Raw genomic sequence first — 22,891 nt, forward strand, 5'->3', positions numbered from 1 at the left:
CAATAAGAAGGGCGGCAGCCGAATGACGGTCGGCGAACGTCGCGCAACGGCAGGTTTGTCGTTCATATTTGGCCTGCGCATGCTCGGGCTTTTTTTGATCCTACCGGTATTTGCGCTATACGGCGCAGAGCTTGATGGCGCAACACCCATGCTGATTGGCCTTGCGATTGGTGCCTATGGGCTGACCCAAGCACTGTTGCAGATTCCTTTTGGCATGCTTTCTGATCGAATTGGCCGGCGCACGGTTATTGTCATTGGATTGGTTATTTTTGCGATTGGCAGTGTGGTGGCGGCTGAGGCCCAAGGTATTGTTGGGGTGATTGTGGGCCGAGCTATTCAGGGCTGCGGAGCCATTGCCGCTGCGGTGATGGCGCTGGCTGCCGACTTAACGCGCGATGAGCAGCGCACCAAAGCGATGGCATTTATTGGTATTAGTGTAGGCGCTGCGTTTTTATTGGCTTTGGTAGCAGGCCCTGCAATTGGTGTTATGGCCGGCTTGAGCGGTATTTTTTGGGCAACAGCGGGTATTGCGCTGATCGCCATCGCTTTGCTTTATCTGGTGGTTCCGGCCGGCGGAGAGCGGGTAGCGCGGCCAGAGGTTACCGCCAACGCAGGAGGGCTGCCCACGGTATTGCGGCATCCCGATCTCTTGCGGTTAGACTTTGGTGTATTAATTTTGCATTTGGTTTTAACCGCCACCTTTGTGGTGATGCCGGTTGTGTTAGAACAGCAGTTAGGCATTGATCGTGCACTTCACTGGCAGGTCTATGTGCCCGTGCTTTTGCTTTCCGTGGCAGGAATGGCATTCATTATTGCGATTGGTGAGCGGCGTAAAATTCTGCATCGTTTACTGGCGGGCGTTGCTGGTTTAGTCATTGTTGCCGATTTGATTTTAGCCGGCTGGAGCAATTGGATGCCGGGGCTGCTTCTAGGATTACTGCTGTTCTTTATTGCGTTCAATACATTAGAGGCAAGCTTGCCCTCCTTGCTGACACGCTTTGCCCCAGAAGGGATGCGGGGTACGGCGCTGGGTGTTTATGCCACGGCGCAATTTCTAGGTGCATTCCTTGGTGGGGTGTTGGGCGGCTGGATTTATGGCGCCTATGATGTGCAGGGCGTTTTTGTTTTTTGTGCGCTTGCGGCGGGCATTTGGTTGTTCTCGGCAGTTGGTCTGAGAACACCGGCGGTTTATCAAAAGGCGGATGCACCGCCATCGGAGGCAGTGTGACGGAATTAACGGATTTAATGCTTGATCCAAAGGCAGCCGCTGAGGCTAAACAGGCTGCTGTGGCTTACCTGGATTGGGATTTGACTGAGCGGCAGCTGTGCGATTTTGAGCTGCTGGCCAACGGTGGTTTTTCGCCGCTAACCGGGTTTTTAGGTAAAGCCGATTATGACCGTGTTGTCGCAGAAATGCGTTTAGCAAACGGTGCGCTCTGGCCCATGCCAATTACCCTAGATGTGACCGAAGCCTTCGCGGAGCAACTTGAAACGGGAACGCGCGTTGCGCTGCGAGACCCCGAAGGCGTGATTCTCGGCATTATCACCGTTGCAGATATTTGGCGTCCCGATCGGTTGATTGAGGCACAGCAGGTGTTTGGCACCACTGATCTAGCCCACCCTGGGGTGGCCTATTTAATGGAGCAATCGCATCCGGTGTATGTGGGTGGGCAAATCGAGGCGCTCGCTTTGCCAATGCATTATGACTTTGGGCATCTACGCTTAACGCCGGCTGAGCTGCGAGCACGCTTTAAACGTGCCGGTTGGCGGCGCGTGGTGGCTTTTCAAACACGCAACCCAATGCATCGGGCACATGTTGAATTGACGTTTTTGGCCGCGCGGCAAACGGAAGCCAACTTGCTGATACATCCGGTGGTGGGCATGACGAAGCCGGGTGATGTTGATCATTACTCCCGCGTGCGCTGCTATGAGCATGTGTTAAAGAAATATCCGGAGCAAACAACCGCGCTATCGCTCCTGCCGCTTGCCATGCGTATGGGTGGGCCAAGAGAGGCGCTGTGGCATGCCTTGATTCGGAAAAATTACGGCTGTACGCATTTAATTGTGGGGCGCGATCATGCCGGCCCGGGTAAAGATAGCCAGGGTGAGGATTTTTACGATCCCTACGCCGCTCAGGAAATGGTGGCGGAGTATGCCGACGAAGCAGGTATCGAAATGGTGCCGTTTCGGATGATGGTGTACGTGCAGGAGCGGGCAGGCTATGCACCGATTGACGAGGTGAATGAAGCCACCGAAACGGTCATGAATATCTCGGGCACAGAGTTTCGCCGTCGCATGCGAGAGGGCTTAGATATTCCGGATTGGTTTGGTTACCCTGAAGTGGTTGCCGAGCTAAGACGAACCTATCCGCCGCGCGCAAAGCAAGGCATTACGCTGTTTTTTACCGGGCTATCTGGTTCGGGCAAGTCTACGATTGCCAATGCGGTGATGGCTAAGCTGATGGAGCGTGGTGGCCGGGCGGTCACGTTGCTTGATGGAGATATTGTGCGAAAGCATCTTTCCAGCGAGCTGGGTTTTTCTAAAGCGGATCGCGATTTGAATATTCGGCGTATCGGCTTTGTGGCCGCCGAAATCTCGCGTAATGGCGGGGTGGCGATTTGTGCGCCGATTGCGCCTTATGCATCGACTCGGCGCGATGTTAGGGCAATGGTAGAGGCGGTGCACGGTGGTTTTGTGGAAATTCATGTGGCAACGCCAATCGAGGAATGTGAGCGGCGCGATCGCAAGGGGCTGTACGCTAAAGCCCGTGCGGGTTTGATTAAAGGATTTACGGGCATTGATGATCCGTATGAAGTTCCTGAGCAGCCAGAGCTAACGCTCGATACGCTGCAGGCCACGCCTGAGGAATTGGCGCAGCAAGTTATTTTGAAGCTTGAGAATTTAGGATTTATCAATTTGCGTTAACCGCTCATCAGAATTCTTCCTCGAGCCGGCCTGAACACGTTACATTAACGATTACAGATTCAACTGGAGATAGTCATGGCGCGCGGTGTAAATAAGGTAATTTTGATTGGCAATTTAGGGGCAGACCCTGAGGTTCGTTACTCGGCAGCAGGCAGTGCGGTAACGAATGCACGGCTTGCAACAACCGATCAGTGGCGTGATAAGCAGTCTGGCGAGCAGCAAGAGCGCACAGAATGGCATCGTGTGGTGTTTTTTGGGCGATTGGCAGAAGTGGCTGGAGAATACCTTAAAAAAGGCTCAAAGGTTTTTGTGGAAGGTCGGCTGCAAACTCGAAAATGGCAGGGGCAAGACGGTCAAGATCGTTACACCACAGAAATTGTGGTGAATGACATGCAAATGCTAGATGGCCGGGGTGATATGGGCGGAAGTAGCAGTGGCGGTGGCAGCTCAGCGAGCCACGAGGCGGCCAGCGCAGCTCCAGATGAAAGCCAAGCAACGGCGCCGGTAGACGATTTTGACGACGATATTCCGTTCTAGGGTGTTTTAATGGCGGTAATGGCGTTTGCCACCGCGCTCACGATGCCGCGCTCATCATTGCCATAGTCATCGGCGGTGATGGGCGCACCAATAATGATGCGAATATGCCCTCGGCGTGGTATCACCGAGCCGATGGGTAGCACGTTTTGGGCCCCTTCTATCCAAACAGGCACCACGGGTACCGGGTGAGCCGCTAATAACCGGCCAATACCGGGTCTGAGTGGCTGCAATACGCCGTCTTCCTGACCGCGTTGTCCTTCAGGAAACCAAATCAGAGAATGGCCACGCTGTAGGCACGCGGCAGCCAGCGCCAAACTGCGCCGGGGAGCGGCACCGGGGTCGATTGGCAAGACACGCGCGACATAGCTGAAGGTTCGCTGCACGGGGCCTTTAAACAGTAATCCAGATAACCCGGCCCAAAAAACTGGCTCAAGTTCTTGGCGGCTTAGTGCAGCGGTCAGCGCAATTGGGTCGTAGGCGCTAACATGACGCGGGGCGATTAAAAATGGCCCACCCTTCGGCAATGCGCCTTCTACCTCGATGCGGGCAAATAAAAAGTTAATCAGTTGGCAGCCAAGTAGGGCAGCGCCAGCCCCGGCGTGGCGTAACGGCCCGCGTGGTGCTAGTGCACGTAAATCGCGCGGCTCAAGTAGTCGTTCTGGGTTAGCTAGTGCCGCGCTCAAGGCCGAGCGTTTTCCATCAGCAGGCGCTTGTTCGCTAGCTTGCTCTGCATTGATACATTCAGAGAGTAAGTCACGCACTGTTTCTACCCGCGCAATGGCGTCGTCTGCAAGTTCAACACCGGCCCGCTCGCTGATGCTGATGCCCAAATCGACCCAGCTAAGGGAATCTAGGCCTAAATCTCGGCTCAGCCGGCTATCGGGCGTTAGTCGATGATCATGGAAGCGCTCGGTAAGCAGCGTCCACGTGGCGTTGGCCGCGGGGTCTGCCAAAAGTGCCCGATCTTCTGGGGCCATTTCCTCAGGCTGAATGGGGGCTTGATTGAGCGTGTTGTTGTTTTGATGGCTGAGCGTTTGGTATAGCGCGGTGAGTTTATGCCGTCGAAGCTTGCCTAAACGTGTGCGGGGTAATGGGTCAGGCGAGCGAGCAAACTGGCGTACCTGATGGTGTGAAGGCAGGGTTTGTATGATCGTATCGGCGGCGGCATCTAATGGGTCTGGGCCATCGGTGGTATCGGGTTCGGGCACCAGAATAGCGACCAGTTGCCCATTGTTATCAAGCACTCCGGCCTCACGAATCATTGGATGGGCGGAAAGCGCGCGCTCTATGCGTTCTGGGTCAATGTTTTCACCGCCAGGTAGAACGATGGTGGCCGACAGTCGGCCACCGAGACGAAGGTAACCATCCTCACCGATTTCACCGGCATCACCCGTTTTAAACCAGCCCTTGTCATCGATGATCGACTCCCGCGGTACCGGATCATTCCAGTAGCCGTTAAACACGTTGGGGCCACGGGCCTGAACTTCACCATCCACAATACGCAGCTCTACATTGGAAAGCGGACGGCCAGCTGTATTGAGTTTGCCCTCACCGGGTGCATTCAGAGTTAGGATCGGCGAGGTTTCTGTTAGGCCATAGCCCGTTGCAATGGTCCAGCCCAAGGCATTGAGTCGGGCACCTAGCTCGGGTGCGAGCGCCGCACCACCGCTAACGGCAAGCCGTAAGCCGGGGGCAAGGCGTTTCATGATGGGGCGAAACAACCAACGGCCGGGGTGCCAGCCAAAGCGTGCGTTGGTTTGGATGCAGGTGTTTAGTAAGCCATGGAAAATCTTTGCCGCCCACGGGCGTTGTTTGGTGATGCGCGCTTCAAGGCGCGCCCAAATCACCTCATACAACCTCGGTACACCCAATAGGATACTGGCATTGCTATCGCGCAGCGCCTCAGCAATTCTTGGCCCAACCAGCGAGCGAGGCAGCACCATCGTGGCCCCGGCAGCCAAGACAGTCAGTAGCCCGATGCTAAACGGGTAAACGTGATGCAGCGGCAGCGGAAGCAGGACACGATCGCTGGCCTTAGCGATATTTTCCTCTAATAGCGCATTCACATTGCTTCTGAGGTTGCCGTGGGTCAGTGGTACCCCTTTGGGTGCGCCCGTCGTGCCTGAGGTGTAAAACAACGCGGCAAGCTGCTCGTCTGCGGGTGCGTGGGAGGCCCTGGTGTGATTAGTGTCGACGTAATCGGAGAGTTTGGTTTCAATTGTTTCGATTTTTAGCCATTGGCAGTCGGGCTGAAAGGGAAGCTCACCGAGGGTCTCTTCGCTCACACAAATAATGGTGGGGGCGGAATCTTTGAGCACATGAGTTAAGTCATCACGGCTCATTTGTGTATCTACGGGCACAATAATGGCGTTGCTGCGCAAGGTGGCAAGCGCAACCACAACCCACTCAATGCTATTGGGCGCAAATAATAAAACACGATCACCCGGTTGAATGCCTAGGGATTCGAGCCAGCGAATCATTGCGCACACATGCTGCTCGAGGGTAACGCGGGTTATTTCTCGGGTCTGCCCTTCGGTGTAGGCGATAACGGCCAGACTTGTGTCAGCTTGGAAAGCGATCGTCATCTTCCCGCCTCTTTTTGCAGCTAAGTTAGCGCATGCCCCGATAAACGGCATGATCGGCAATCGAGAGCATTTGAGTGTCGCCTGCCGTATCGCCATAGGCATACACTGGATGGTAATCCTCGATCGTTAACGCTTCACGCAGGCGATTAATTTTTTCCTGACCGCGGCAGTTAGGCCCGGCCAGATTGCCTGTGATTTTTCCGTCTTTGCGCTCAAGCTCGGTAGCAATCACCTCAATGTTTTCCTGCTCGGCCCAAGGGCGAATCCAATCAACGACCGACGCTGAAACCACAATGACCCGATGACCTGAGCTTTTATGCCAATCGAGTCGCTCTCGCGCCTGAGGGCGCAACAGCTTGGCAAGATGGTTCAGTGCGTAATGCTCCCCAATTGCGCGAAACTCGGCATCGGGCATACCCCCAAAAAAATGCCGTAAGACATGCACCTTGGCAACATCACGATGCACGATGTTTAAGGGCACGCCCAGTAACTGGGGTAGAACCTTTACACCCACAGATACGCAATGGGCAAGGCCAAATTGGCGCACCAGTAAATCACTGAGGGTGTCACGGCGCGTTAGCGTGCCGTCTAGGTCAAAAAGCGCAAGTGGACAATCCGGCTTCATGTTGATTCCAGTTTCGTTAATTCGTCTATTCTGCCCGCTTGCGGTACAGGCTGCATCTTTCCTTTTACTGGTCAGAGGCGCCTATGCCCAGTAAAGTTCGCGTTTAACTATTTGCCATGCGTATAAAGGAGTCAATTCGCTTATGGCCACTCCGCATATTAGTGCCTCTCCCGGTGATTTTGCCGATACCGTTTTAATGCCTGGTGATCCCTTGCGTGCCAAGGTGATTGCAGAGACCTACCTTGAGGATGCTCGAGAAGTTACCGCCACGCGCAATATGTTGGGCTATACCGGTACTTACAAAGGGCAGCCCGTCTCGGTGATGGGGTCTGGGATGGGTATCCCGTCTATGTCGATTTATGCCTTTGAGTTATTCAATGAATATCGCGTTGAAAAGATCATTCGGGTGGGTACCTGCGGGGGCGTTAGCCCTGATGTGGAAGTGAGAGATCTGATTATTGCGATGGGCGCTTCGACAGATTCCAGTGTTAATCGCACACGGTTTGGTGGCTGCGATTTTGCAGCGATTGCCGATTATGGGCTGTTAGAAGCGATGGTTAATACGGCTAAAACCGCTGGGCTTAAAACCCGCGTAGGCAATGTTTTTTCGTCAGAGCTTTTTTATCATCCTAAGCCAGAAATTTTCACCATGATGAAGTCGCACGGTATTTTAGCTGTGGAAATGGAGGCCGCCGGTTTATACGGTGCTGCCGCCGAGGCAGGCAAGCGTGCGGTGAGTATTCTGACCGTTAGCGATCATGTGGTAACGGGTGCGTCGACAAGTGCCGAAGAGCGTCAGAATACTTTTCACGACATGATGCAAGTGGCGCTTGAGGCCGCAAACGCAGTCGACTAGGTGAACGGAGGCATATTGCGATGCGGGTGACTATTTTTGGGACGGGCTATGTTGGCCTAGTGACGGGCGCATGCCTTGCCGAGGTAGGCAATGACGTGATTTGCGTGGATGTCGATGCCGATAAAATCGAGCGACTGAACCATGGTGAAATCCCGATTTATGAACCGGGCCTAGAAATGATCGTGACCCGTAATCACCAAGCGGGGCGGCTGCAGTTTACAACCGACGCCGCGAGTGCGGTTGACCATGGTGAGGTGCAGTTTATTGCCGTGGGCACGCCCCCGGATGAAGATGGGTCTGCCGATTTACAATACGTCTTGGCGGTTGCCGATACGATTGCAACGCATATGAATGACTATACGGTTGTGGTAGATAAATCGACGGTACCCGTCGGTACTGCCGATCGGGTCAGTCAGGCCGTAGCACAGCGTTTAACGGCGCGTGGCGTGGATATTCCATTTGCGGTGGTCTCTAACCCAGAGTTTCTTAAAGAAGGCGCCGCGGTTGAAGACTTTATGAAACCTGAGCGTGTGGTAATTGGCAGTGACGATGAGCAGGCTCTTGAGGTTTTGCGCGCACTGTATTCACCGTTTAACCGTAATCATGACCGGCTTATTACCATGGATGTGCGCTCGGCCGAACTCACTAAATATGCCGCGAATGCCATGCTCGCCACCAAAATCAGTTTTATGAACGAGTTGGCGAACATTGCCGATCGTGTGGGTGCAGATATAGAGCGTGTGCGGGTGGGTATTGGTTCAGATCCACGTATTGGCTATCACTTTATTTATCCCGGTGCAGGCTACGGTGGGTCTTGTTTTCCGAAAGATGTGCAGGCGCTCGGGCGCACTGCGCAGCAAGTTGGGTATGAGCCGGCGCTGCTCAACGCGGTTGAGACGGTAAATGATCGGCAAAAAGGCTACGTGTTTGAGCAGATTCAATCGCATTACAACGGCAATTTAAAAGGCTGCTGCTTTGCGCTTTGGGGCTTGGCGTTTAAACCCAATACGGACGATATGCGTGAGGCGGCAAGCCGGCGGTTAATGGAAGCTTTATGGGCCGAAGGGGCGCAGGTACAAGCTTTTGATCCCAAAGCGTTAGAAGAAACGCAAAGAATTTATAAAGATCAGAGCCAGCTGACACTATGCGAAACGGCAGAGGCAGCGCTCGAAGGGGCTGATGCCCTGGTGATTATGACCGAGTGGAATGTGTTTCGTAGCCCAGACTTTGGGCATATACAAGACACTTTGGCGGCGCCCGTTATCTTTGATGGTCGAAATTTGTACGATCCTGTGGATATGGCAGAGATGGGCTTTCGCTATTACTGCATTGGTCGTCCTTCTATTGATCCGGTAAAGCGCTAATGACCGTTTATCCCGTTATTCTGTCTGGTGGTATTGGTTCACGGCTATGGCCGCTGTCACGTGAGTGCTGGCCAAAGCAATTTTTGGATGTGGCGGCAAGCGGTAGAACGCTCGTTCAGCAGACATTAGACCGTTTAGACGGTGTGGCCGATCTTAAGGCGCCGCTGGTGGTTTGTAATGAAGCCCATCGATTTTTAGTGGCAGAGCAGCTGCGGGATAATCCATTGGGCCCGGCGCGTATTTTGCTTGAGCCGGTGGGGCGTAACACGGCACCTGCGATTGCGGTGGCTGCCCTGCAGGCGCTGCAAGAGGCGCCTGATGCGATTTTGGCGGTATTCCCAGCCGATCATTTGGTGGCCAATCCAGATGCCCTGCGAGCAGCAGTTGAGACCGGAGTGCGCGCTGCCGCTGATGGCTGGCTGGTCACCTTTGGCATTGTTCCTGAGCGCCCTGAAACCGGCTATGGCTATATTGAGGGTGGGGATGCCGTTGAGGCCCACCCGCAGGCGCAGCATGTTAAGCAATTTGTTGAAAAGCCAGATTTAGCCACCGCCAAGGCGTATTTGGAAAATGGCGGTTTTTTCTGGAATAGCGGCATGTTTGTTCTGCAGGCAGCCCGTTATTTAGAAGTGCTAAAAACGCATGCGCCAGATATTTTGCACGCCTGTGAAGCCGCGATGGAGCAAGCCCAGCGCGATTTAGACTTTGTACGCTTAGGTGAAGAGGCCTTTGCCAAATGTCCATCAGAGTCCATTGATATTGCCGTAATGGAAAAAACCGATGCGGCGGTTAGCATTCCGCTGGATGCAGGCTGGAATGACCTGGGCTCCTGGGCTACCTTGATGGATGCGGCAGAGCCGGATGCCAACGGCAATGTGATTTTTGGCGATGTTCTGTTAGAGGATAGTTCAAGCAACTATCTGCGTGCAGAAAGTCGGTTAATTGCCACGGTGGGGTTGAAAGACCATGTGGTGGTTGAAACCGCTGATTCGGTTTTGGTGGCCCCGCGGGATCGGGTGCAAGATGTTAAACAAATTGTGAGTCAATTGCAGCAAATAGGCCGAAGCGAAGCAAGCGAGCACCGTCAGGTGCATCGGCCTTGGGGTAGTTATGAGTCTTTGATCGTTGCGGGCCGGTTTCAGGTTAAACGGATTATTGTGAATCCGGGTTGCCGATTGTCGCTGCAGCAACATCACCACCGAGCAGAACATTGGGTGGTTGTGCGAGGCACGGCAAAGGTCGTACGCGGTGAAGAATCGTTTTTGCTGAGCGAAGATCAGTCCACTTACATCCCCTTGGGAACGGTCCATCGACTGGAAAACCCGGGGATGATTCCGCTGGAGCTTGTCGAGGTGCAGTCAGGCAGCTATTTAGGTGAAGATGACATCACGCGGTTTGAGGATGTCTATGGGCGTTAAAGATCACGTTGTCGCCGCTGCCATCGGCTAGTATTCTTCGCGCTATGACAAAAAAGGTTTACGTTCGCACACACGGCTGCCAAATGAATGAATACGACTCTGCTCGTATGGTTGATATTTTGGGCGCTGAAGGTGGGTATGAGCGGGTGACAACGCCGGAAGCGGCAGATGTTATTTTGCTTAATACCTGTTCAATCCGAGAAAAAGCACAGGAAAAAGTCTTTTCCGAGCTAGGTCGTTGGCGAGAGCTTAAAGTCGAGCGGCCGGATCTGTTAATTGGAGTGGGTGGCTGCGTAGCCAGCCAGGAAGGCGCCGCTATTGTGGAGCGCGCGCCCTTTGTTGATATGGTTTTTGGGCCACAAACGCTGCATCGGCTACCCGATATGGTTAAGCGCGCACAAGCCTCTGGGCGTGCTGTGGTTGATGTCAGCTTTCCTGAAATTGAAAAATTCGATCGTTTGCCAGAGCCAAAAGCTGAAGGGCCAACCGCGTTTGTTTCGATTATGGAAGGTTGTAGTAAGTACTGCAGTTTTTGTGTGGTGCCCTACACGCGCGGCGAAGAAATTAGCCGGCCTTTTGAAAGCGTGCTTGCTGAGTGTGCTGAATTAGCCGAACAAGGCGTGCGTGAAGTCACCCTGCTGGGGCAGAACGTGAATGGTTACGATGGGCTAACCGAGGGTGGGGAGCGTGCTGACTTAGCGCTGCTAATTCACTATGTGGCAGCGATTGAGGGCATCGATCGTATTCGGTTTACCACCTCTCACCCGCTCGACTTCAATCAAGCCCTAGTCGATGCTTATGCCGAGGTGCCCGAGCTGGTTAATCATTTGCATCTACCGGTGCAGTCTGGGTCTAACAATGTGCTTGCACTCATGAAGCGTAATCATACGCGTGAGCATTTTTTAGACTTGGTTAAGCAGTTGCGCGCCGCCCGACCCGATATCACCCTGTCATCCGATTTTATTATTGGCTTTCCTGGCGAGATGAAGCGCGATTTTGAAGACACCATGGATTTGGTGCGCGAAGTGGGCTTTGATCAGTCGTTTAGTTTTATCTACTCAAAACGCCCGGGTACGCCTGCAGCCCAGCTGCCAGACGCCACACCGCGGGAAGAGAAAAAAGAACGCCTACAGCGGCTGCAAGCCCTGCTTGATCAAAATGGGCAGGCGATCAGTCAGGCGATGGTCGGTCAGGTGGAATCAGTACTCGTAGATGGTATCTCGCGGCGCAACGCGCATGAGATTCGTGGGCGCACACAAAATAACCGGGTGGTGAATTTTCCGGGGCATCGCCGATTGATTGGCCATTTTGTAGATGTATTGATTACCGAGGCAATGCCAAATTCGTTACGGGGTGAGCTGGTGACGGCGATGGCTTCATGAAAGTAGATTGCTCCTTTGCACTCGAGCCGGGCAATAACGATCGTCTTGCCAATCTTTGTGGTCAATTCGATGAAAATCTCCGTCAGATTGAGCGCCGCCTAGGGGTTGAAATTGAAAATCGCGGGCATCAATTTAAAGTGTCTGGCGAGGATGTGGCAGCGAATACCGCAGCTGCCGTGGTGCAGGCGCTTTATGACCATACCGCGCATGAAACGATTGGCGCCGACAGTGTGCATCTGCAGCTGCGAGCAGCCGAAAGTGAGCATAACGCCACCGAGGCGGGTATGCCGGCCGTCGCACCGGATGAGGTCAGTATTCGTACGCGTAAAGGGCTGATACGGGGTCGTGGCCCCAATCAACGTGATTATCTGCGTAGCATTCAAACCCATGATTTGAGCTTTGGTATTGGCCCAGCGGGCTCGGGCAAGACCTATTTAGCTGTTGCAAGCGCGGTTGAGGCCCTTGAGCAAGACCATGTGCAACGCTTGGTGCTGGTGCGTCCGGCCGTTGAGGCAGGCGAGCGGCTAGGCTTTTTGCCGGGTGATTTAGCGCAAAAAGTGGATCCCTATCTACGCCCGCTTTACGACGCATTGTTTGAGATGGTGGGCTTTGAGAAAGTTAATAAGCTAATCGAGCGCAACGTGATCGAAGTGGCGCCCCTTGCCTATATGCGCGGGCGCACACTGAATGGGGCATTTATTATTCTTGATGAAGCCCAAAACACCACCGTTGAACAAATGAAAATGTTCTTAACACGCCTAGGCTTTGGCTCAACAGCTGTGGTAACGGGCGATGTGACCCAAGTTGATCTGCCGGCGGGTAAAGCGTCTGGCCTGCGCGATGCAATGGAAGTATTGGCCGATGTAGAGGGTGTTAGCTTCACCAATTTCACAGCGCATGATGTGGTAAGACATGATTTGGTGCAGCGGATAGTGCGGGCGTATGACCGGCGTGAATCCTGATCTGACCATACAGCGTGCTACCCACTTACCAACACCCTCCGATGCCGACTTTGAGGAATGGGTTGCTGCAGCGCTTGAGTCTGCGCCAGTGGCTCATGAGCTCGTGGTCAGGCTGGTGGATGAGGCCGAAAGCCAGGCGCTGAACGATCAGTACCGAGGGCAGGATCGCCCAACGAATGTCTTGTCTTTTCCAACGGATTTACCGCCCGACATTGATTTGTCGCTGCTCGGTGATATTGTGATTTGCGCGCCGGTTGTTGAACGTGAGGCGATTGAGCAGAAAAAGGCGCCAAAGGCCCACTGGGCGCATCTCACCATTCATGGTGTGTTGCACCTGTTGGGATATGATCATCAAGATGATCAGGAGGCAAAACGCATGGAAACAATAGAATGCGCCATCCTAAGCAGCTTGGGCTATGCTAACCCCTATGAGTGATGACCAACCCAGCAGTACCAGCGCCAGTCACCGTGGGTGGCTGGAGAAAATCGGGCAGGCACTCGGTAGCGTAGAGCCTAAAGACCGCGATGGGGTGCTACGCGTTTTGCGTCAAGCCCATGATCGGCGCATTTTAGATGCCGATGCCTTGGCGATGTGCGAGGGCGTGCTGCATGTGGCCGATTTGCAGGCGCGTGACATCATGATCCCGCGCTCGCAAGTTTCTTTGCTGCCGCGATCTGAGTCAGTTTGGGAGCTGCTGCCAACGATTATCGAAAGTGGCCACTCTCGCTTCCCGGTAACGGGCGAAAATCGCGATGATGTGAGCGGCATTTTAATTGCCAAAGACCTGCTGCCGTATCTTGATCCTGAACACGAGCGTGAGTTTCAGCTGCGCGAGCTGCTTCGGCCCGCGTTATTTATTCCAGAAAGCAAACGCATCGATGCCCTATTGAAGCTTTTCCAAGAAAGCCGAAACCATTTGGCAATTGTGGTCGATGAATACGGTGGGCTTGCTGGGATTGTGACGATGGAAGACGTGATCGAGCAGATTGTGGGCGAAATTGATGATGAGCATGATCTGGATGAAGATAACTGGATTTTGAGCAGTGGCGGTGATGGGCGAACGATTGTGCGGGCGCTGACACCGATTGAAATGATCAATGAGCATTTCGGCACCTCATTTAGTGATGATGAGTTTGACACCATCGGCGGGCTTGTCGCCAATGGATTTGGTCATATGCCACGACGTGGCGAGCAGTTGGTCATTGCCTCGTTACACTTTGAAGTGGTGCGAGCAGATAGCCGTCGTATTCACCTACTGGCCGTGCGTGAACAAGCAAAGGAGTAAGCCATGCCAGTCTTGCTGACCTTGGCGATGGCGTTAGTGGCTGGGTTGCTGATGGCGCTTGGCTTTGCCCCTTACAACCAACCTTGGGCTCCTCTGCTGGGGCTTGCCGTGTTGTTCTCTTTAACGGCCATGGCCCCGGGTAAGGGCCGCGTTGCGGCATACGGCTATTTGTTTGGCCTAGGTTATGCCGGCTTGGGGGTTTATTGGATTTACATCAGTATTGCCGATTTTGGTGGTGGGCCGCTAGCTGCTGCGCTGGCCACCAGTACATTAATTGCGGCGTTTGCGTTAATTCCAATGGTGGCATTGCTCTTAGGCCGTTTTGCGGGGCGCCAGTCTTCCTCAATCATGGTTTTGGCTGCTCTGCCTTTCGCTTGGGTTGCTATTGAGTGGCTGAGAAGTTGGTTTTTAACCGGGGCAACGTGGCTCAGCGTCGGTTATAGCCAAATTGACACGCCTCTGTCGGTTTGGGCGCCGGTATTAGGGGTTTATGGCCCCAGTTTGGCAATTGCATTAATGGCTGGGGGGCTAGCCTGGTGGTTCCTTAAACCTCTCTCGTTGCGGTTTATTTGGCCAGTGGCCTTAGCGGCTGTGTTTCTTGTGACGGGTGTCGTATTAGATCGGCCATGGTCGCAACCAAGCGGAGCGCCGCTGCAGGTGGCGTTGATACAGGGTAATGTGCCGCAGGATCAAAAGTGGCGGCCCGAGCAGCGAGCCGACATCTTAGGCCGGTATATGCAGCATACCCGCGCAGCGTTTGGTCATGATTTGATTATTTGGCCAGAAACAGCCGTGCCGGCGATTTATCATCAGGTAGCTGAAGACTGGCTTGAGCCGCTTGCGCGAGATGCCAGTCAGGCAGGTAGTGCGTTGGTTGTTGGCGCGCCAATTGCAGACCCTGCTGGCGATGGGCTGTTTAACGGTATTGTCGCGGTGTCAGATTCACCTCAGTTTTATTACAAACGGCATTTAGTGCCCTTTGGCGAGTATGTGCCGCTTCGAGATTTTGCAGGCGGCTTGTTTGATTTTATCGGCGCACCGCTGGGTGATTTTAATGCCGGTACATCGGCCACTCCACTCTCAGTGGCAGGCCATCAGATTGGTGCCAGCATTTGTTATGAAGTCACTTTTGGTGCGGAGCTACTCGATGGGTTGCCAGATGCAGAGATTCTGCTCAATGTGAGTAACGATGCGTGGTTTGGTGAGTCGGCGGCACCATGGCAACACCTGCAAATGGCCAGGATGCGAGCGTTAGAAACGGCGCGCCCCATGCTGCGTGCTACCAATACGGGAGTTAGCGCCATCATTGATCAGCAGGGGCAGATCCAAGCACAAACGGGATTGTTTGAAGAGAGCGTCCTGCAGGGTCAGGTAGTGCCGCATACCGGGGGTACTCCTTATATGCGTTGGAGCGATTGGCCCATTGCGATCGGTTCGTTGCTAGGTCTGCTTATTGCCGGATCTGGGCGCCGTCGGGGTTATCGATTATTTCATGATGTTTGATGTAATCATGCGGCGGTGCAGTACCATACGCCTATCGGTTTGACAGGAGAGCAGCAATGACAGATTCCGACGAGCATAAACAAAAAGAGCTTCACGGCTATGAGCAAATGCTCGAGCGCCTGCGTGAGCGGTTTGGCGAGACGACGGGCGATGCGCTAAAAGCGGTTCGAGAACAAGCGATCGAGCTGGGTGAACTCACCCGCGAGCAAGCCGAGCGCGTGGCAGAAGCGCTACAGCGTGACCTTGAGGATGCGGCTGAGTATGTGGCTCGTGAGCGCGGTACTTATGCAGACTGGCTGCATATGGATTTGCAGTTGGTGGAGCATTGGATTTGGGATCGTTTCTCGTCGGTGGCTGATCAAACACGCTTACAGTGGATGGACCTTCAGCGTGAGCTAACCGCCGCATCCCGGTATCATACGGGTGAAATTACCGGGCCTGGCGCGCTTGTTTGTCGCGAATGCGGAGAAGTGCTGCATTTTGCCCGCGCAGGGCATATTCCGCCCTGCCCACGTTGTCATGGAACGCGCTTTGAGCGCGCCTCACGGCAACAAAACCACCAGTCTTAAAATTAGAAAGCGTTCATGGAAAAGCAATTTGATCCGGCCCAGATAGAAACCATCGCACAGGGTTACTGGGATAGCGCGGAAACATTCCGCGTGACTGAAGACCCCAATCGGCCCAAGTATTACTGCCTTTCAATGCTGCCGTATCCCAGTGGGCGACTGCATATGGGGCATGTGCGCAATTACACCATTGGAGATGTGATTAGCCGGTTTCAGCGGATGCAGGGCAAAAATGTGTTGCAGCCGATGGGTTGGGATGCGTTTGGATTGCCTGCCGAAAACGCGGCCATTAAACGTGGTGTGGCGCCGGCGGGTTGGACTTATGAAAATATCGCGCACATGCGTCGGCAGTTGCAGCGCATGGGTTATGGCTATGATTGGCGCCGTGAAGTCACTACCTGCTCACCCGATTATTACCGCTGGGAGCAGCTCATGTTTACCGAGCTCTTCCGTAAAGGGCTGGTGTATCGAGCGCAGTCTGTTGTGAATTGGGATCCAGTTGATCAAACCGTATTGGCTAACGAGCAGGTTGTTGATGGGCGGGGTTGGCGCTCAGGGGCGCCGGTCGAGCGGCGTGAAATTCCTCAATGGTTTGTGCGCATCACCGACTATGCAGACGAACTGCTCGAGGAGTTGGATCAACTACCCGGCTGGCCAGATGCGGTTAAAACGATGCAACGCAACTGGATTGGGCGCTCTGAGGGCGTGGAACTTGATTTTGCGTTAGCCGACGAAGCGGGTGCCGCGCTGCGGGTGTATACCACGCGTCCAGATACCCTCTACGGCGCCACGTATATGGCGGTGGCGGCAGATCATCCCGTGGCCATGGCGGCGGCCGAGAAAAACCCCAAACTAGCGCAGTTTTTAACCGAAATTCGACAAGGCGCGGTCACTGAAGAGGCGCTTGAGAAACTCGAGAAAAAAGGCATGCCGCTGGGCATTGAGGCGATCAACCCCTTATCGGGTGAGCGCATTCCAGTGTGGGTCGCTAATTTCGTGCTGATGGGCTATGGCACCGGTGCGATTATGGCGGTGCCCGCTCATGATGTGCGCGACCATGAGTTTGCAACGCGCTATGGCCTGCCCATTCGGCAGTCAGTTGGCCCTGCAGATGGCTCAGAGATCGATGTACAGGCAGCGCCATGGGTGGCTAAAGATGGGCTGATAACCGTTAACTCTGGGCCCTTTACGGGGCTTGATTTCCCCACTGCATTTGCGCAGATCAGCGATCATTTACAGGCTCAGGGTATTGGCGAGCGGCGAATTAATTATCGTTTGCGCGATTGGGGCGTGTCCCGCCAGCGGTATTGGGGTTGCCCCATTCCCATGATCCATTGTTCGCAATGCGGGCCGGTGCCGGTACCCAAAGAAGACCTTCCGGTCACATTGCCCGAAGCGGTCGAGTTTACGGGTATTCAATCGCCCCTTAAAACCGATGCTGAGTGGCGCAAAACGCAATGCCCGACTTGCGGCGGGCAGGCTGAGCGAGAAACGGATACCTTCGATACCTTTGTTGAGTCATCGTGGTATTACGCGCGTTATTGTTGCCCAGATGCCAATGCGATGCTAGATGAGCGTGCTGACTATTGGCTGCCGGTTGATCAGTACATTGGCGGCATTGAGCATGCCGTGATGCATCTGTTGTATTTCCGGTTTTGGCATAAATTGATGCGTGATCTGGGATATGTCTCGAGTAATGAGCCAGCCAGTAATCTGCTGTGTCAGGGCATGGTACTGGCCGAGGCTTATTATCAAGATAGCGCAGAGCAGGGCCGTGAATGGATTGCGCCAGCCGAGGTTAGCGTAGAGCGAGACGCGAAGGGTCGCGCTACCGGTGCAAAACGGCGTAGCGATGGCTCAGAGGTGGTCGCAACGGGCTGGACAACCATGTCTAAGTCAAAGAATAACGGCGAAGACCCAGAATCTCTGGTCGATCGGTTTGGTGCAGACACAGTACGGCTTTTTACGATGTTTGCAGCCCCCCCTGATCAGGCGCTTGAATGGCAAGATAGTGGGGTTGAGGGCGCAGCGCGGTTTTTACGGCGTTTATATGCCCAGGTGCTAGAGCATGTAGAAGCTGGGAGCGTGCCGGTTGCGCAGTCCAAGGATTTGGATGATGAAGGACGTGAGCTACGGCGGAAGCTGCATGCCACTATTAGCAAGGTGACCGACGATGTGGGGCGCCGCTACACCTTTAATACGGCAATTGCCGCCATTATGGAGTTGTGTAACGCGCTGGGGCGCTACGAGGCAGTTAACGAGCCTGCGCGTGGACTTCGGCAAGAGGCATTAGAAGCCGTAGTGCTAATGTTACAACCGATTACTCCACATTTATCGCATTATCTTTGGCAGGCGTTGGGGCATGCCGGCGCAGCGGTTGATCAGCCTTGGCCTGAGGTTGATGAGCAGGCGCTTGAGCAAGATGAGGTTGATTTGGTGCTACAGGTTAATGGCAAACTGCGTGGTCGGATGCGAATGTCTGCCAATGCGGATGAAGCAGCCATTCGTGAAGCGGCGCTGGCGGACAAAAACGTTCAGCGATTTTTGGAAGGGCTGACTGTGCAACGCGTCATTGTGGTGCCGGGTCGGCTTGTTAACGTGGTGGCAAAAGCATGAATAAATTATCCCGGCACATTTTAACGCCTTGGGTTATTGGGTTGCTGTCGATTGTGTTAGCGGGTTGCGGCTGGCAACTACGCGGCGCAATTGGTGGTGGGTTTCAAGATGTTCCCATCGCGCTAGCAGGTGATACCGATAATCAGTTTTTTGCTGAAGTTTCGGATGAACTGCGCAATTTGGGCGCCATCATGGTGAATGACCGCGGTGCAGCACAGGCGGTGGTGGTGATTGATCGTGCTGAGGCCACCAGAACCACTGTGGCAACCGATGCTGACGGTTTTGCGACGGAATATGAGTTAACGTATCGGCTGACTTTCCATGTCGAAGCGGGTGGGTTGGGCGATGCAGATCGCTTCTCGGGGGCATCGCAAACGATTCGCAATACCGAGTCGTATCCGGTCGATCCCAACGACCTTTTAGCGGTTGAAGCTGAGGAAGAGCGTATCGAGGAAGACTTACGCGCGATGTCAATCCGCCTCATGCTCTCCCGAGTGAGTCGCGCGCTCTAAGCGCGCTGTATGGCTGAGCTTCGCCCAGAGCAACTACCACGCGCCCTAGAGCGAGGTTTGTCGGCTGCCTATTTGGTAGCGGGTGAAGAGCCACTATTAATTGAAGAGTCACTGGATCTGATTCGTGCGCAAGCGCGAGCTGCCGGTTTTACCGGCAGAGAAGTCTTTCATGTCGAAACCGGTTTTGATTGGCAGCGACTCACGCATGCGGCCAACAGCTTGTCTTTATTTAGCGATCAGCGATTACTTGAGTTGCGTTTGCCAACCGCCCGCCCCGGCAAAGAGGGTGCTGCGGTGCTAAAAGAACTCGCAGAACGCCCCATGCAAGACACGCTATTGCTGGTGATTTGTGGTCGGCTTGAGCCAGCGCAGCGCCGCGCATCCTGGGTAAAAGCGCTCAGCGAGCAGGGTGTAATGGTGCAGGCAGCTAAGTTGCGGCGCGATCAGCTTGATCAGTGGGTTGCGAACCGAGCTCGCGAGCGCGGCTTAAAATTAGAGCCTGCGGCAGCCAGGTTGCTGGCCGAACGCAATGAAGGCAATTTACTGGCCCTTGCGCAGGAAATTGACAAGCTATTGTTACTGGCTGGCGACCAAGCAGAGCAAACGGCGCTGGGCTTAGAGGCCGTGCGCGAAGCCGTTGCGGATAGTGCCCGATATGCCATATTTGATTTGCCAGAGGCTGTTATTCAAGGAGATGTGCTGCGGGCGCAACGCATTGTTGAGCGGCTGCGGGCCGAAGGGGAAGAGGCGGTTTTAGTATTATGGGGTGTGGCGCGTGAGCTGCGAGTGCTTGCAGATTTGCAAGCAACCTTCGCGCAACGCGGTGATATGGCCGCGGTACTGCGGCGGCATCGGGTGTGGCGAAATCGTGAAAGCCGAATGCAAGCGTTGGCACAGGGCGGTTCAGCCGGTCGTTGGCAGACGCTTTTGGCCCGCGCGGCGGCGGTCGATCGAATCGTTAAAGGCGCTCAGCCCGGAAGCGCGTGGGATGAACTGCTAGAATTAAGCACAGATGCAGCCCGTATGGCGGGTATGGCGGTAGCAAACAGGAATCAGGCATGAGTGATATTCAACGCGAAGTAGAACAACTCGGCGTTCGTGCACGAGCCGCCGGTCGAGTGCTGGCAACCAGCGAGGGGCAACATCGCGATAAAGCCCTTCTAGCAATGGCAGCGGAGCTGCGCCGTTCGGCGGAAACGCTGATGCAGGCCAATCAGAAGGATTTGGCTGCAGGGCAGCAAGCCGGGCTGGATGCCGCACTACTTGATCGGCTCACACTCAATTCGGAGCGAATTGAGGCGATGGCTGCCGGGCTAGAGCAAATTGCTTCACTGCCAGACCCCATTGGTGAAATTACCGCTTTAAAGCCGATGCCCTCAGGTATTCGTGTAGGGCAAATGCGGGTGCCCTTGGGCGTTGTCGCGATCATTTACGAATCCCGCCCAAACGTGACGGCAGATGCCGCAGGGCTCTGCCTTAAAGCCGGCAATGCTTGTATTTTGCGAGGGGGCTCAGAGTCTTTGCAATCCAATCAGGCGATTGCTAAGTGCATCAATCAGGCGTTGGCAACGGCCGGTTTGCCTGCAGAGGCCGTGCAAGTGGTGCAAACGGCAGATCGTGAAGCGGTGGGGGCCCTGATTACCCTGTCAGAGTATGTTGATGTTTTGGTGCCGCGTGGCGGCAAAGGGCTGATTAAGCGAATCAGTGAGCAGGCCACCGTGCCGGTCATTAAACACCTTGATGGAGTGTGTCACTGTTACATCGATGCCGGTGCAGATCTGGATATGGCCGAGCGCATCGTGATGAATGCGAAAACTCAGCGCTATGGCACCTGTAATACCCTAGAAACCTTATTGGTCGATACAGCCGTTGCCAAAACATTCTTACCGCAAATCGTCGAGCGGATGAGCGCGGCCGGTGTCGAATTGCGTGGTTGTTCGCAAACGGTGGCCATTAGCCCCACGGTGGCGCCGGCCACTGAAGAGGATTGGGATACGGAATACCTAGCCCCCATCCTATCCATTCGCGTTGTTGATGGGCTTGATGCGGCGATGGCGCATATCGAGCAGCATGGCTCTGGACACACCGATGCGATTGTGACCAACGATTACCAGCGCTCGCAGCGCTTCCTGCGTGCTGTCGACTCCAGCTCGGTGATGGTGAATGCGTCAACGCGATTTGCGGATGGCGCAGAGTACGGTTTGGGCGCAGAAATTGGCATTAGCACCGATAAGCTACATGCCCGCGGGCCGGTTGGATTAGAGGGTCTAACCACAAGGAAATATATTGTGTTGGGCGATGGACATATTCGCCAATGATTGGATTGCTTGGTGGCACTTTTGATCCCGTACACTTTGGTCATCTGCGCCCCGCCATTGAGTTGCTCGAGGCGTTGTCGCTAACAGAGGTCCGTTTGGTGCCCGGTCGGCTCCCACCGCATCGCCCCCAGCCCCGTTTAACACCAGCCCGCCGCCGGCAGCTTTTGCAGATGGCGGTGGCGGATATTCCTGGCCTTGTTGTGGATGGACGAGAGCTTGATCGTATTGGCCCGTCATATACTGTCGATACGTTGCGCGCGATTCGTGATGAGGTTGGACCAACCGAGCCCATTTGCTTTGCATTGGGCAGTGATGCGTTCTGCCATCTAATGAGTTGGCATCAATGGACATCGCTAACGCAGTATGCGCATTTGGTCATTTTGACCCGTGCAGGGCATGGCGGCGGCATGCCGGCAGCGCTTAACGACTGGGTAGCAAGGTATGCGGTGCAGTCTGCATCGGTTTTGCGTGCTGAGCCGGCTGGTCGGGTGTATCGGCAACCGGTAGCGCGACTGGAAATTTCTGCAACCAGCATTCGTCAGTTGTTCGCCCAAGGGCGCTCAGCGCGCGGGCTCATGCCGGATGTTGTTTGGAATGAGCTGGCAGGTAGCGGCGAATATGGGTATCCACAGGTAAGTACATGAAAAAACTCCAAGCGGTTGTAGAAGAAGCACTCACGGATATGAAGGCAGAAGCGGTGCAGGTTATTGACGTGCATGAGCAAACGGCAATTACCGATGCCATGGCATTTGCTACCGGGAATTCAAGGCGGCATGTCCGCTCTATTGCAAATGAAGTGGTAGACGCCAGTACAAAGGCAGGTTTTAAGCCGCTCGGCGTCGAGGGGCTGGAGACCAACGAGTGGGTATTGGTTGATTTGGGCGATGTCGTGGTTCACATCATGCTTGAGGATGTGCGAGATTTTTATCGCTTGGAGCGCATCTGGGGCGTTGAGTGAGAAAAACTGATGCGCCTCAAGATTATTACGGTGGGCCGACGGCCGCCACGTTGGGTTCAGGCAGGGTTTGATGAGTTCGCAAGCCGTATGCCACGTCATTTACCCTTAGAGCTGGTAGAGATCGCACCGGGTGCGGCACGGCGCAGTGGTGATGTGGAACGAGCCCGTGAACAGGAGGCCGACGCGTTACTTGCCGCGGCCGGCTCTGCTCGCATCATCGCGTTGGATGAACGCGGCGCGGCGTGGACCACACGCGATCTGGCTGGGCGCCTTGAAGGATTTATGCAAGGCGGTGGCGATGTCGCTTTTTTAGTGGGAGGTGCTGATGGCCTTGCCGATCGCTGTCGAGCGCAAGCAGTGCATACTTGGTCATTATCTGCGCTCACTCTGCCCCATTTGTTGGTGCGGGTTGTTTTGGCCGAGCAACTCTATCGGGCCTTTACCTTACTGGATGGCCACCCCTATCATCGAGACTGAC

At 54.5% G+C, this 22,891-nt stretch carries 21 protein-coding genes; 19 read left to right on the plus strand and 2 right to left on the minus strand.

The features are described 5' to 3' along the window. Nucleotides 1-22 precede the first annotated feature (22 nt). The 3 genes from GH984_RS07620 (at nt 23) to ssb (ending at nt 3,462) form a co-directional block, all read left to right on the plus strand. Nucleotides 23-1,228, plus strand: a complete 1,206-nt coding sequence (locus GH984_RS07620) for an MFS transporter (RefSeq protein WP_153719633.1) — start codon at nt 23-25, stop codon at nt 1,226-1,228. Further along, complete coding sequence (locus GH984_RS07625; RefSeq protein ID WP_369691997.1) at nt 1,225-2,925, plus strand: bifunctional sulfate adenylyltransferase/adenylylsulfate kinase; 1,701 nt, start codon at nt 1,225-1,227, stop codon at nt 2,923-2,925. The genes GH984_RS07620 and GH984_RS07625 overlap by 4 nt, the downstream gene beginning before the upstream one ends. Before the next feature lie 75 nt (nt 2,926-3,000). Further along, the gene (ssb, locus tag GH984_RS07630) at nt 3,001-3,462 is read left to right on the plus strand and encodes a single-stranded DNA-binding protein (RefSeq protein WP_153719634.1); all 462 of its coding nucleotides are present in this window, start codon (nt 3,001-3,003) and stop codon (nt 3,460-3,462) included. On the opposite strand, the gene GH984_RS07635 is transcribed toward ssb, so the two are convergent. Then, a complete protein-coding gene (locus GH984_RS07635) occupies nt 3,459-6,047 on the minus strand; it encodes an AMP-binding protein (protein ID WP_153719635.1) in 2,589 nt (862 codons plus the stop codon). The genes ssb and GH984_RS07635 overlap by 4 nt on opposite strands. Before the next feature lie 25 nt (nt 6,048-6,072). Further along, nucleotides 6,073-6,672 (minus strand): HAD-IB family hydrolase, encoded by a 600-nt coding sequence (locus GH984_RS07640; protein WP_153719636.1) that lies wholly within the window; start codon nt 6,670-6,672, stop codon nt 6,073-6,075. A 142-nt stretch (nt 6,673-6,814) separates the two neighbouring features. On the opposite strand from GH984_RS07640, the gene deoD reads away from it, so the two are divergent. The 16 genes from deoD to rlmH are packed head-to-tail and all read left to right on the plus strand — an operon-like array spanning nt 6,815 to nt 22,890. Beyond that, the gene (gene deoD, locus GH984_RS07645; RefSeq protein WP_153719637.1) at nt 6,815-7,528 is read left to right on the plus strand and encodes a purine-nucleoside phosphorylase; all 714 of its coding nucleotides are present in this window, start codon (nt 6,815-6,817) and stop codon (nt 7,526-7,528) included. A gap of 20 nt (nt 7,529-7,548) precedes the next feature. Continuing rightward, the gene (locus GH984_RS07650; protein WP_153719638.1) at nt 7,549-8,892 is read left to right on the plus strand and encodes a UDP-glucose dehydrogenase family protein; all 1,344 of its coding nucleotides are present in this window, start codon (nt 7,549-7,551) and stop codon (nt 8,890-8,892) included. Then, nucleotides 8,892-10,310, plus strand: a complete 1,419-nt coding sequence (locus GH984_RS07655; protein WP_153719639.1) for a mannose-1-phosphate guanylyltransferase/mannose-6-phosphate isomerase — start codon at nt 8,892-8,894, stop codon at nt 10,308-10,310. The genes GH984_RS07650 and GH984_RS07655 overlap by 1 nt, the downstream gene beginning before the upstream one ends. A 44-nt stretch (nt 10,311-10,354) precedes the next feature. Continuing rightward, nucleotides 10,355-11,692, plus strand: a complete 1,338-nt coding sequence (gene miaB / locus GH984_RS07660; RefSeq protein ID WP_153719640.1) for a tRNA (N6-isopentenyl adenosine(37)-C2)-methylthiotransferase MiaB — start codon at nt 10,355-10,357, stop codon at nt 11,690-11,692. Then, entirely contained in the window at nt 11,689-12,654 is a 966-nt protein-coding gene (locus GH984_RS07665; RefSeq protein ID WP_153719641.1) for a PhoH family protein, read from the plus strand. Before miaB ends, GH984_RS07665 begins: the two co-directional genes overlap by 4 nt. Further along, nucleotides 12,635-13,090 (plus strand): rRNA maturation RNase YbeY, encoded by a 456-nt coding sequence (gene ybeY / locus GH984_RS07670; RefSeq protein ID WP_153719642.1) that lies wholly within the window; start codon nt 12,635-12,637, stop codon nt 13,088-13,090. The genes GH984_RS07665 and ybeY overlap by 20 nt, the downstream gene beginning before the upstream one ends. Beyond that, nucleotides 13,083-13,940 (plus strand): CorC family transporter, encoded by an 858-nt coding sequence (locus GH984_RS07675; RefSeq protein ID WP_153719643.1) that lies wholly within the window; start codon nt 13,083-13,085, stop codon nt 13,938-13,940. Before ybeY ends, GH984_RS07675 begins: the two co-directional genes overlap by 8 nt. A gap of 3 nt (nt 13,941-13,943) precedes the next feature. Beyond that, on the plus strand, nt 13,944-15,443 hold the full coding sequence (lnt, locus tag GH984_RS07680) for an apolipoprotein N-acyltransferase (RefSeq protein WP_153719644.1): 1,500 nt from the start codon (nt 13,944-13,946) through the stop codon (nt 15,441-15,443). A gap of 56 nt (nt 15,444-15,499) precedes the next feature. After that, entirely contained in the window at nt 15,500-16,012 is a 513-nt protein-coding gene (locus tag GH984_RS07685; RefSeq protein ID WP_153719645.1) for a zinc ribbon-containing protein, read from the plus strand. Nucleotides 16,013-16,027: 15 nt separating this feature from the next. Then, the gene (gene leuS, locus GH984_RS07690) at nt 16,028-18,625 is read left to right on the plus strand and encodes a leucine--tRNA ligase (RefSeq protein ID WP_153719646.1); all 2,598 of its coding nucleotides are present in this window, start codon (nt 16,028-16,030) and stop codon (nt 18,623-18,625) included. Further along, nucleotides 18,622-19,137, plus strand: a complete 516-nt coding sequence (locus tag GH984_RS07695) for an LPS-assembly lipoprotein LptE (RefSeq protein WP_153719647.1) — start codon at nt 18,622-18,624, stop codon at nt 19,135-19,137. The genes leuS and GH984_RS07695 overlap by 4 nt, the downstream gene beginning before the upstream one ends. Nucleotides 19,138-19,146: 9 nt before the next feature. Then, nucleotides 19,147-20,199 (plus strand): DNA polymerase III subunit delta, encoded by a 1,053-nt coding sequence (gene holA, locus GH984_RS07700; RefSeq protein WP_153719648.1) that lies wholly within the window; start codon nt 19,147-19,149, stop codon nt 20,197-20,199. Then, the gene (locus tag GH984_RS07705; protein WP_153719649.1) at nt 20,196-21,455 is read left to right on the plus strand and encodes a glutamate-5-semialdehyde dehydrogenase; all 1,260 of its coding nucleotides are present in this window, start codon (nt 20,196-20,198) and stop codon (nt 21,453-21,455) included. Before holA ends, GH984_RS07705 begins: the two co-directional genes overlap by 4 nt. Continuing rightward, the gene (nadD, locus tag GH984_RS07710; RefSeq protein WP_153719650.1) at nt 21,452-22,099 is read left to right on the plus strand and encodes a nicotinate-nucleotide adenylyltransferase; all 648 of its coding nucleotides are present in this window, start codon (nt 21,452-21,454) and stop codon (nt 22,097-22,099) included. Before GH984_RS07705 ends, nadD begins: the two co-directional genes overlap by 4 nt. Then, nucleotides 22,096-22,413, plus strand: coding sequence for a ribosome silencing factor (rsfS, locus tag GH984_RS07715; RefSeq protein ID WP_153719651.1), 318 nt, complete (start codon nt 22,096-22,098; stop codon nt 22,411-22,413). Before nadD ends, rsfS begins: the two co-directional genes overlap by 4 nt. A gap of 9 nt (nt 22,414-22,422) precedes the next feature. Further along, nucleotides 22,423-22,890 carry a 23S rRNA (pseudouridine(1915)-N(3))-methyltransferase RlmH gene (gene rlmH / locus GH984_RS07720; protein ID WP_153719652.1) on the plus strand — a complete coding sequence of 156 codons (468 nt, stop codon included), beginning with the start codon at nt 22,423-22,425 and terminating at the stop codon, nt 22,888-22,890. The last annotated feature ends 1 nt before the right edge of the window (nt 22,891 follow it).

Origin of the sequence: Spiribacter salilacus (assembly GCF_009649225.1) — a bacterium.
Classification (GTDB): domain Bacteria; phylum Pseudomonadota; class Gammaproteobacteria; order Nitrococcales; family Nitrococcaceae; genus Spiribacter; species Spiribacter salilacus.

Bases quoted from the DNA above. Each gene is read 5' to 3' on its own strand.
- GH984_RS07620 (WP_153719633.1), top strand. From the start codon at position 23: ATGACGGTCGGCGAACGTCGCGCAACGGCAGGTTTGTCGTTCATATTT.
- ssb (WP_153719634.1), top strand. From the start codon at position 3,001: ATGGCGCGCGGTGTAAATAAGGTAATTTTGATTGGCAATTTAGGGGCA.
- GH984_RS07635 (WP_153719635.1), bottom strand. From the start codon at position 6,047: ATGACGATCGCTTTCCAAGCTGACACAAGTCTGGCCGTTATCGCCTAC.
- GH984_RS07640 (WP_153719636.1), bottom strand. From the start codon at position 6,672: ATGAAGCCGGATTGTCCACTTGCGCTTTTTGACCTAGACGGCACGCTA.
- deoD (WP_153719637.1), top strand. From the start codon at position 6,815: ATGGCCACTCCGCATATTAGTGCCTCTCCCGGTGATTTTGCCGATACC.
- GH984_RS07650 (WP_153719638.1), top strand. From the start codon at position 7,549: ATGCGGGTGACTATTTTTGGGACGGGCTATGTTGGCCTAGTGACGGGC.
- GH984_RS07655 (WP_153719639.1), top strand. From the start codon at position 8,892: ATGACCGTTTATCCCGTTATTCTGTCTGGTGGTATTGGTTCACGGCTA.
- miaB (WP_153719640.1), top strand. From the start codon at position 10,355: ATGACAAAAAAGGTTTACGTTCGCACACACGGCTGCCAAATGAATGAA.
- GH984_RS07665 (WP_153719641.1), top strand. From the start codon at position 11,689: ATGAAAGTAGATTGCTCCTTTGCACTCGAGCCGGGCAATAACGATCGT.
- ybeY (WP_153719642.1), top strand. From the start codon at position 12,635: ATGACCGGCGTGAATCCTGATCTGACCATACAGCGTGCTACCCACTTA.
- GH984_RS07675 (WP_153719643.1), top strand. From the start codon at position 13,083: ATGAGTGATGACCAACCCAGCAGTACCAGCGCCAGTCACCGTGGGTGG.
- lnt (WP_153719644.1), top strand. From the start codon at position 13,944: ATGCCAGTCTTGCTGACCTTGGCGATGGCGTTAGTGGCTGGGTTGCTG.
- GH984_RS07685 (WP_153719645.1), top strand. From the start codon at position 15,500: ATGACAGATTCCGACGAGCATAAACAAAAAGAGCTTCACGGCTATGAG.
- leuS (WP_153719646.1), top strand. From the start codon at position 16,028: ATGGAAAAGCAATTTGATCCGGCCCAGATAGAAACCATCGCACAGGGT.
- GH984_RS07695 (WP_153719647.1), top strand. From the start codon at position 18,622: ATGAATAAATTATCCCGGCACATTTTAACGCCTTGGGTTATTGGGTTG.
- holA (WP_153719648.1), top strand. From the start codon at position 19,147: ATGGCTGAGCTTCGCCCAGAGCAACTACCACGCGCCCTAGAGCGAGGT.
- GH984_RS07705 (WP_153719649.1), top strand. From the start codon at position 20,196: ATGAGTGATATTCAACGCGAAGTAGAACAACTCGGCGTTCGTGCACGA.
- nadD (WP_153719650.1), top strand. From the start codon at position 21,452: ATGATTGGATTGCTTGGTGGCACTTTTGATCCCGTACACTTTGGTCAT.
- rsfS (WP_153719651.1), top strand. From the start codon at position 22,096: ATGAAAAAACTCCAAGCGGTTGTAGAAGAAGCACTCACGGATATGAAG.
- rlmH (WP_153719652.1), top strand. From the start codon at position 22,423: ATGCGCCTCAAGATTATTACGGTGGGCCGACGGCCGCCACGTTGGGTT.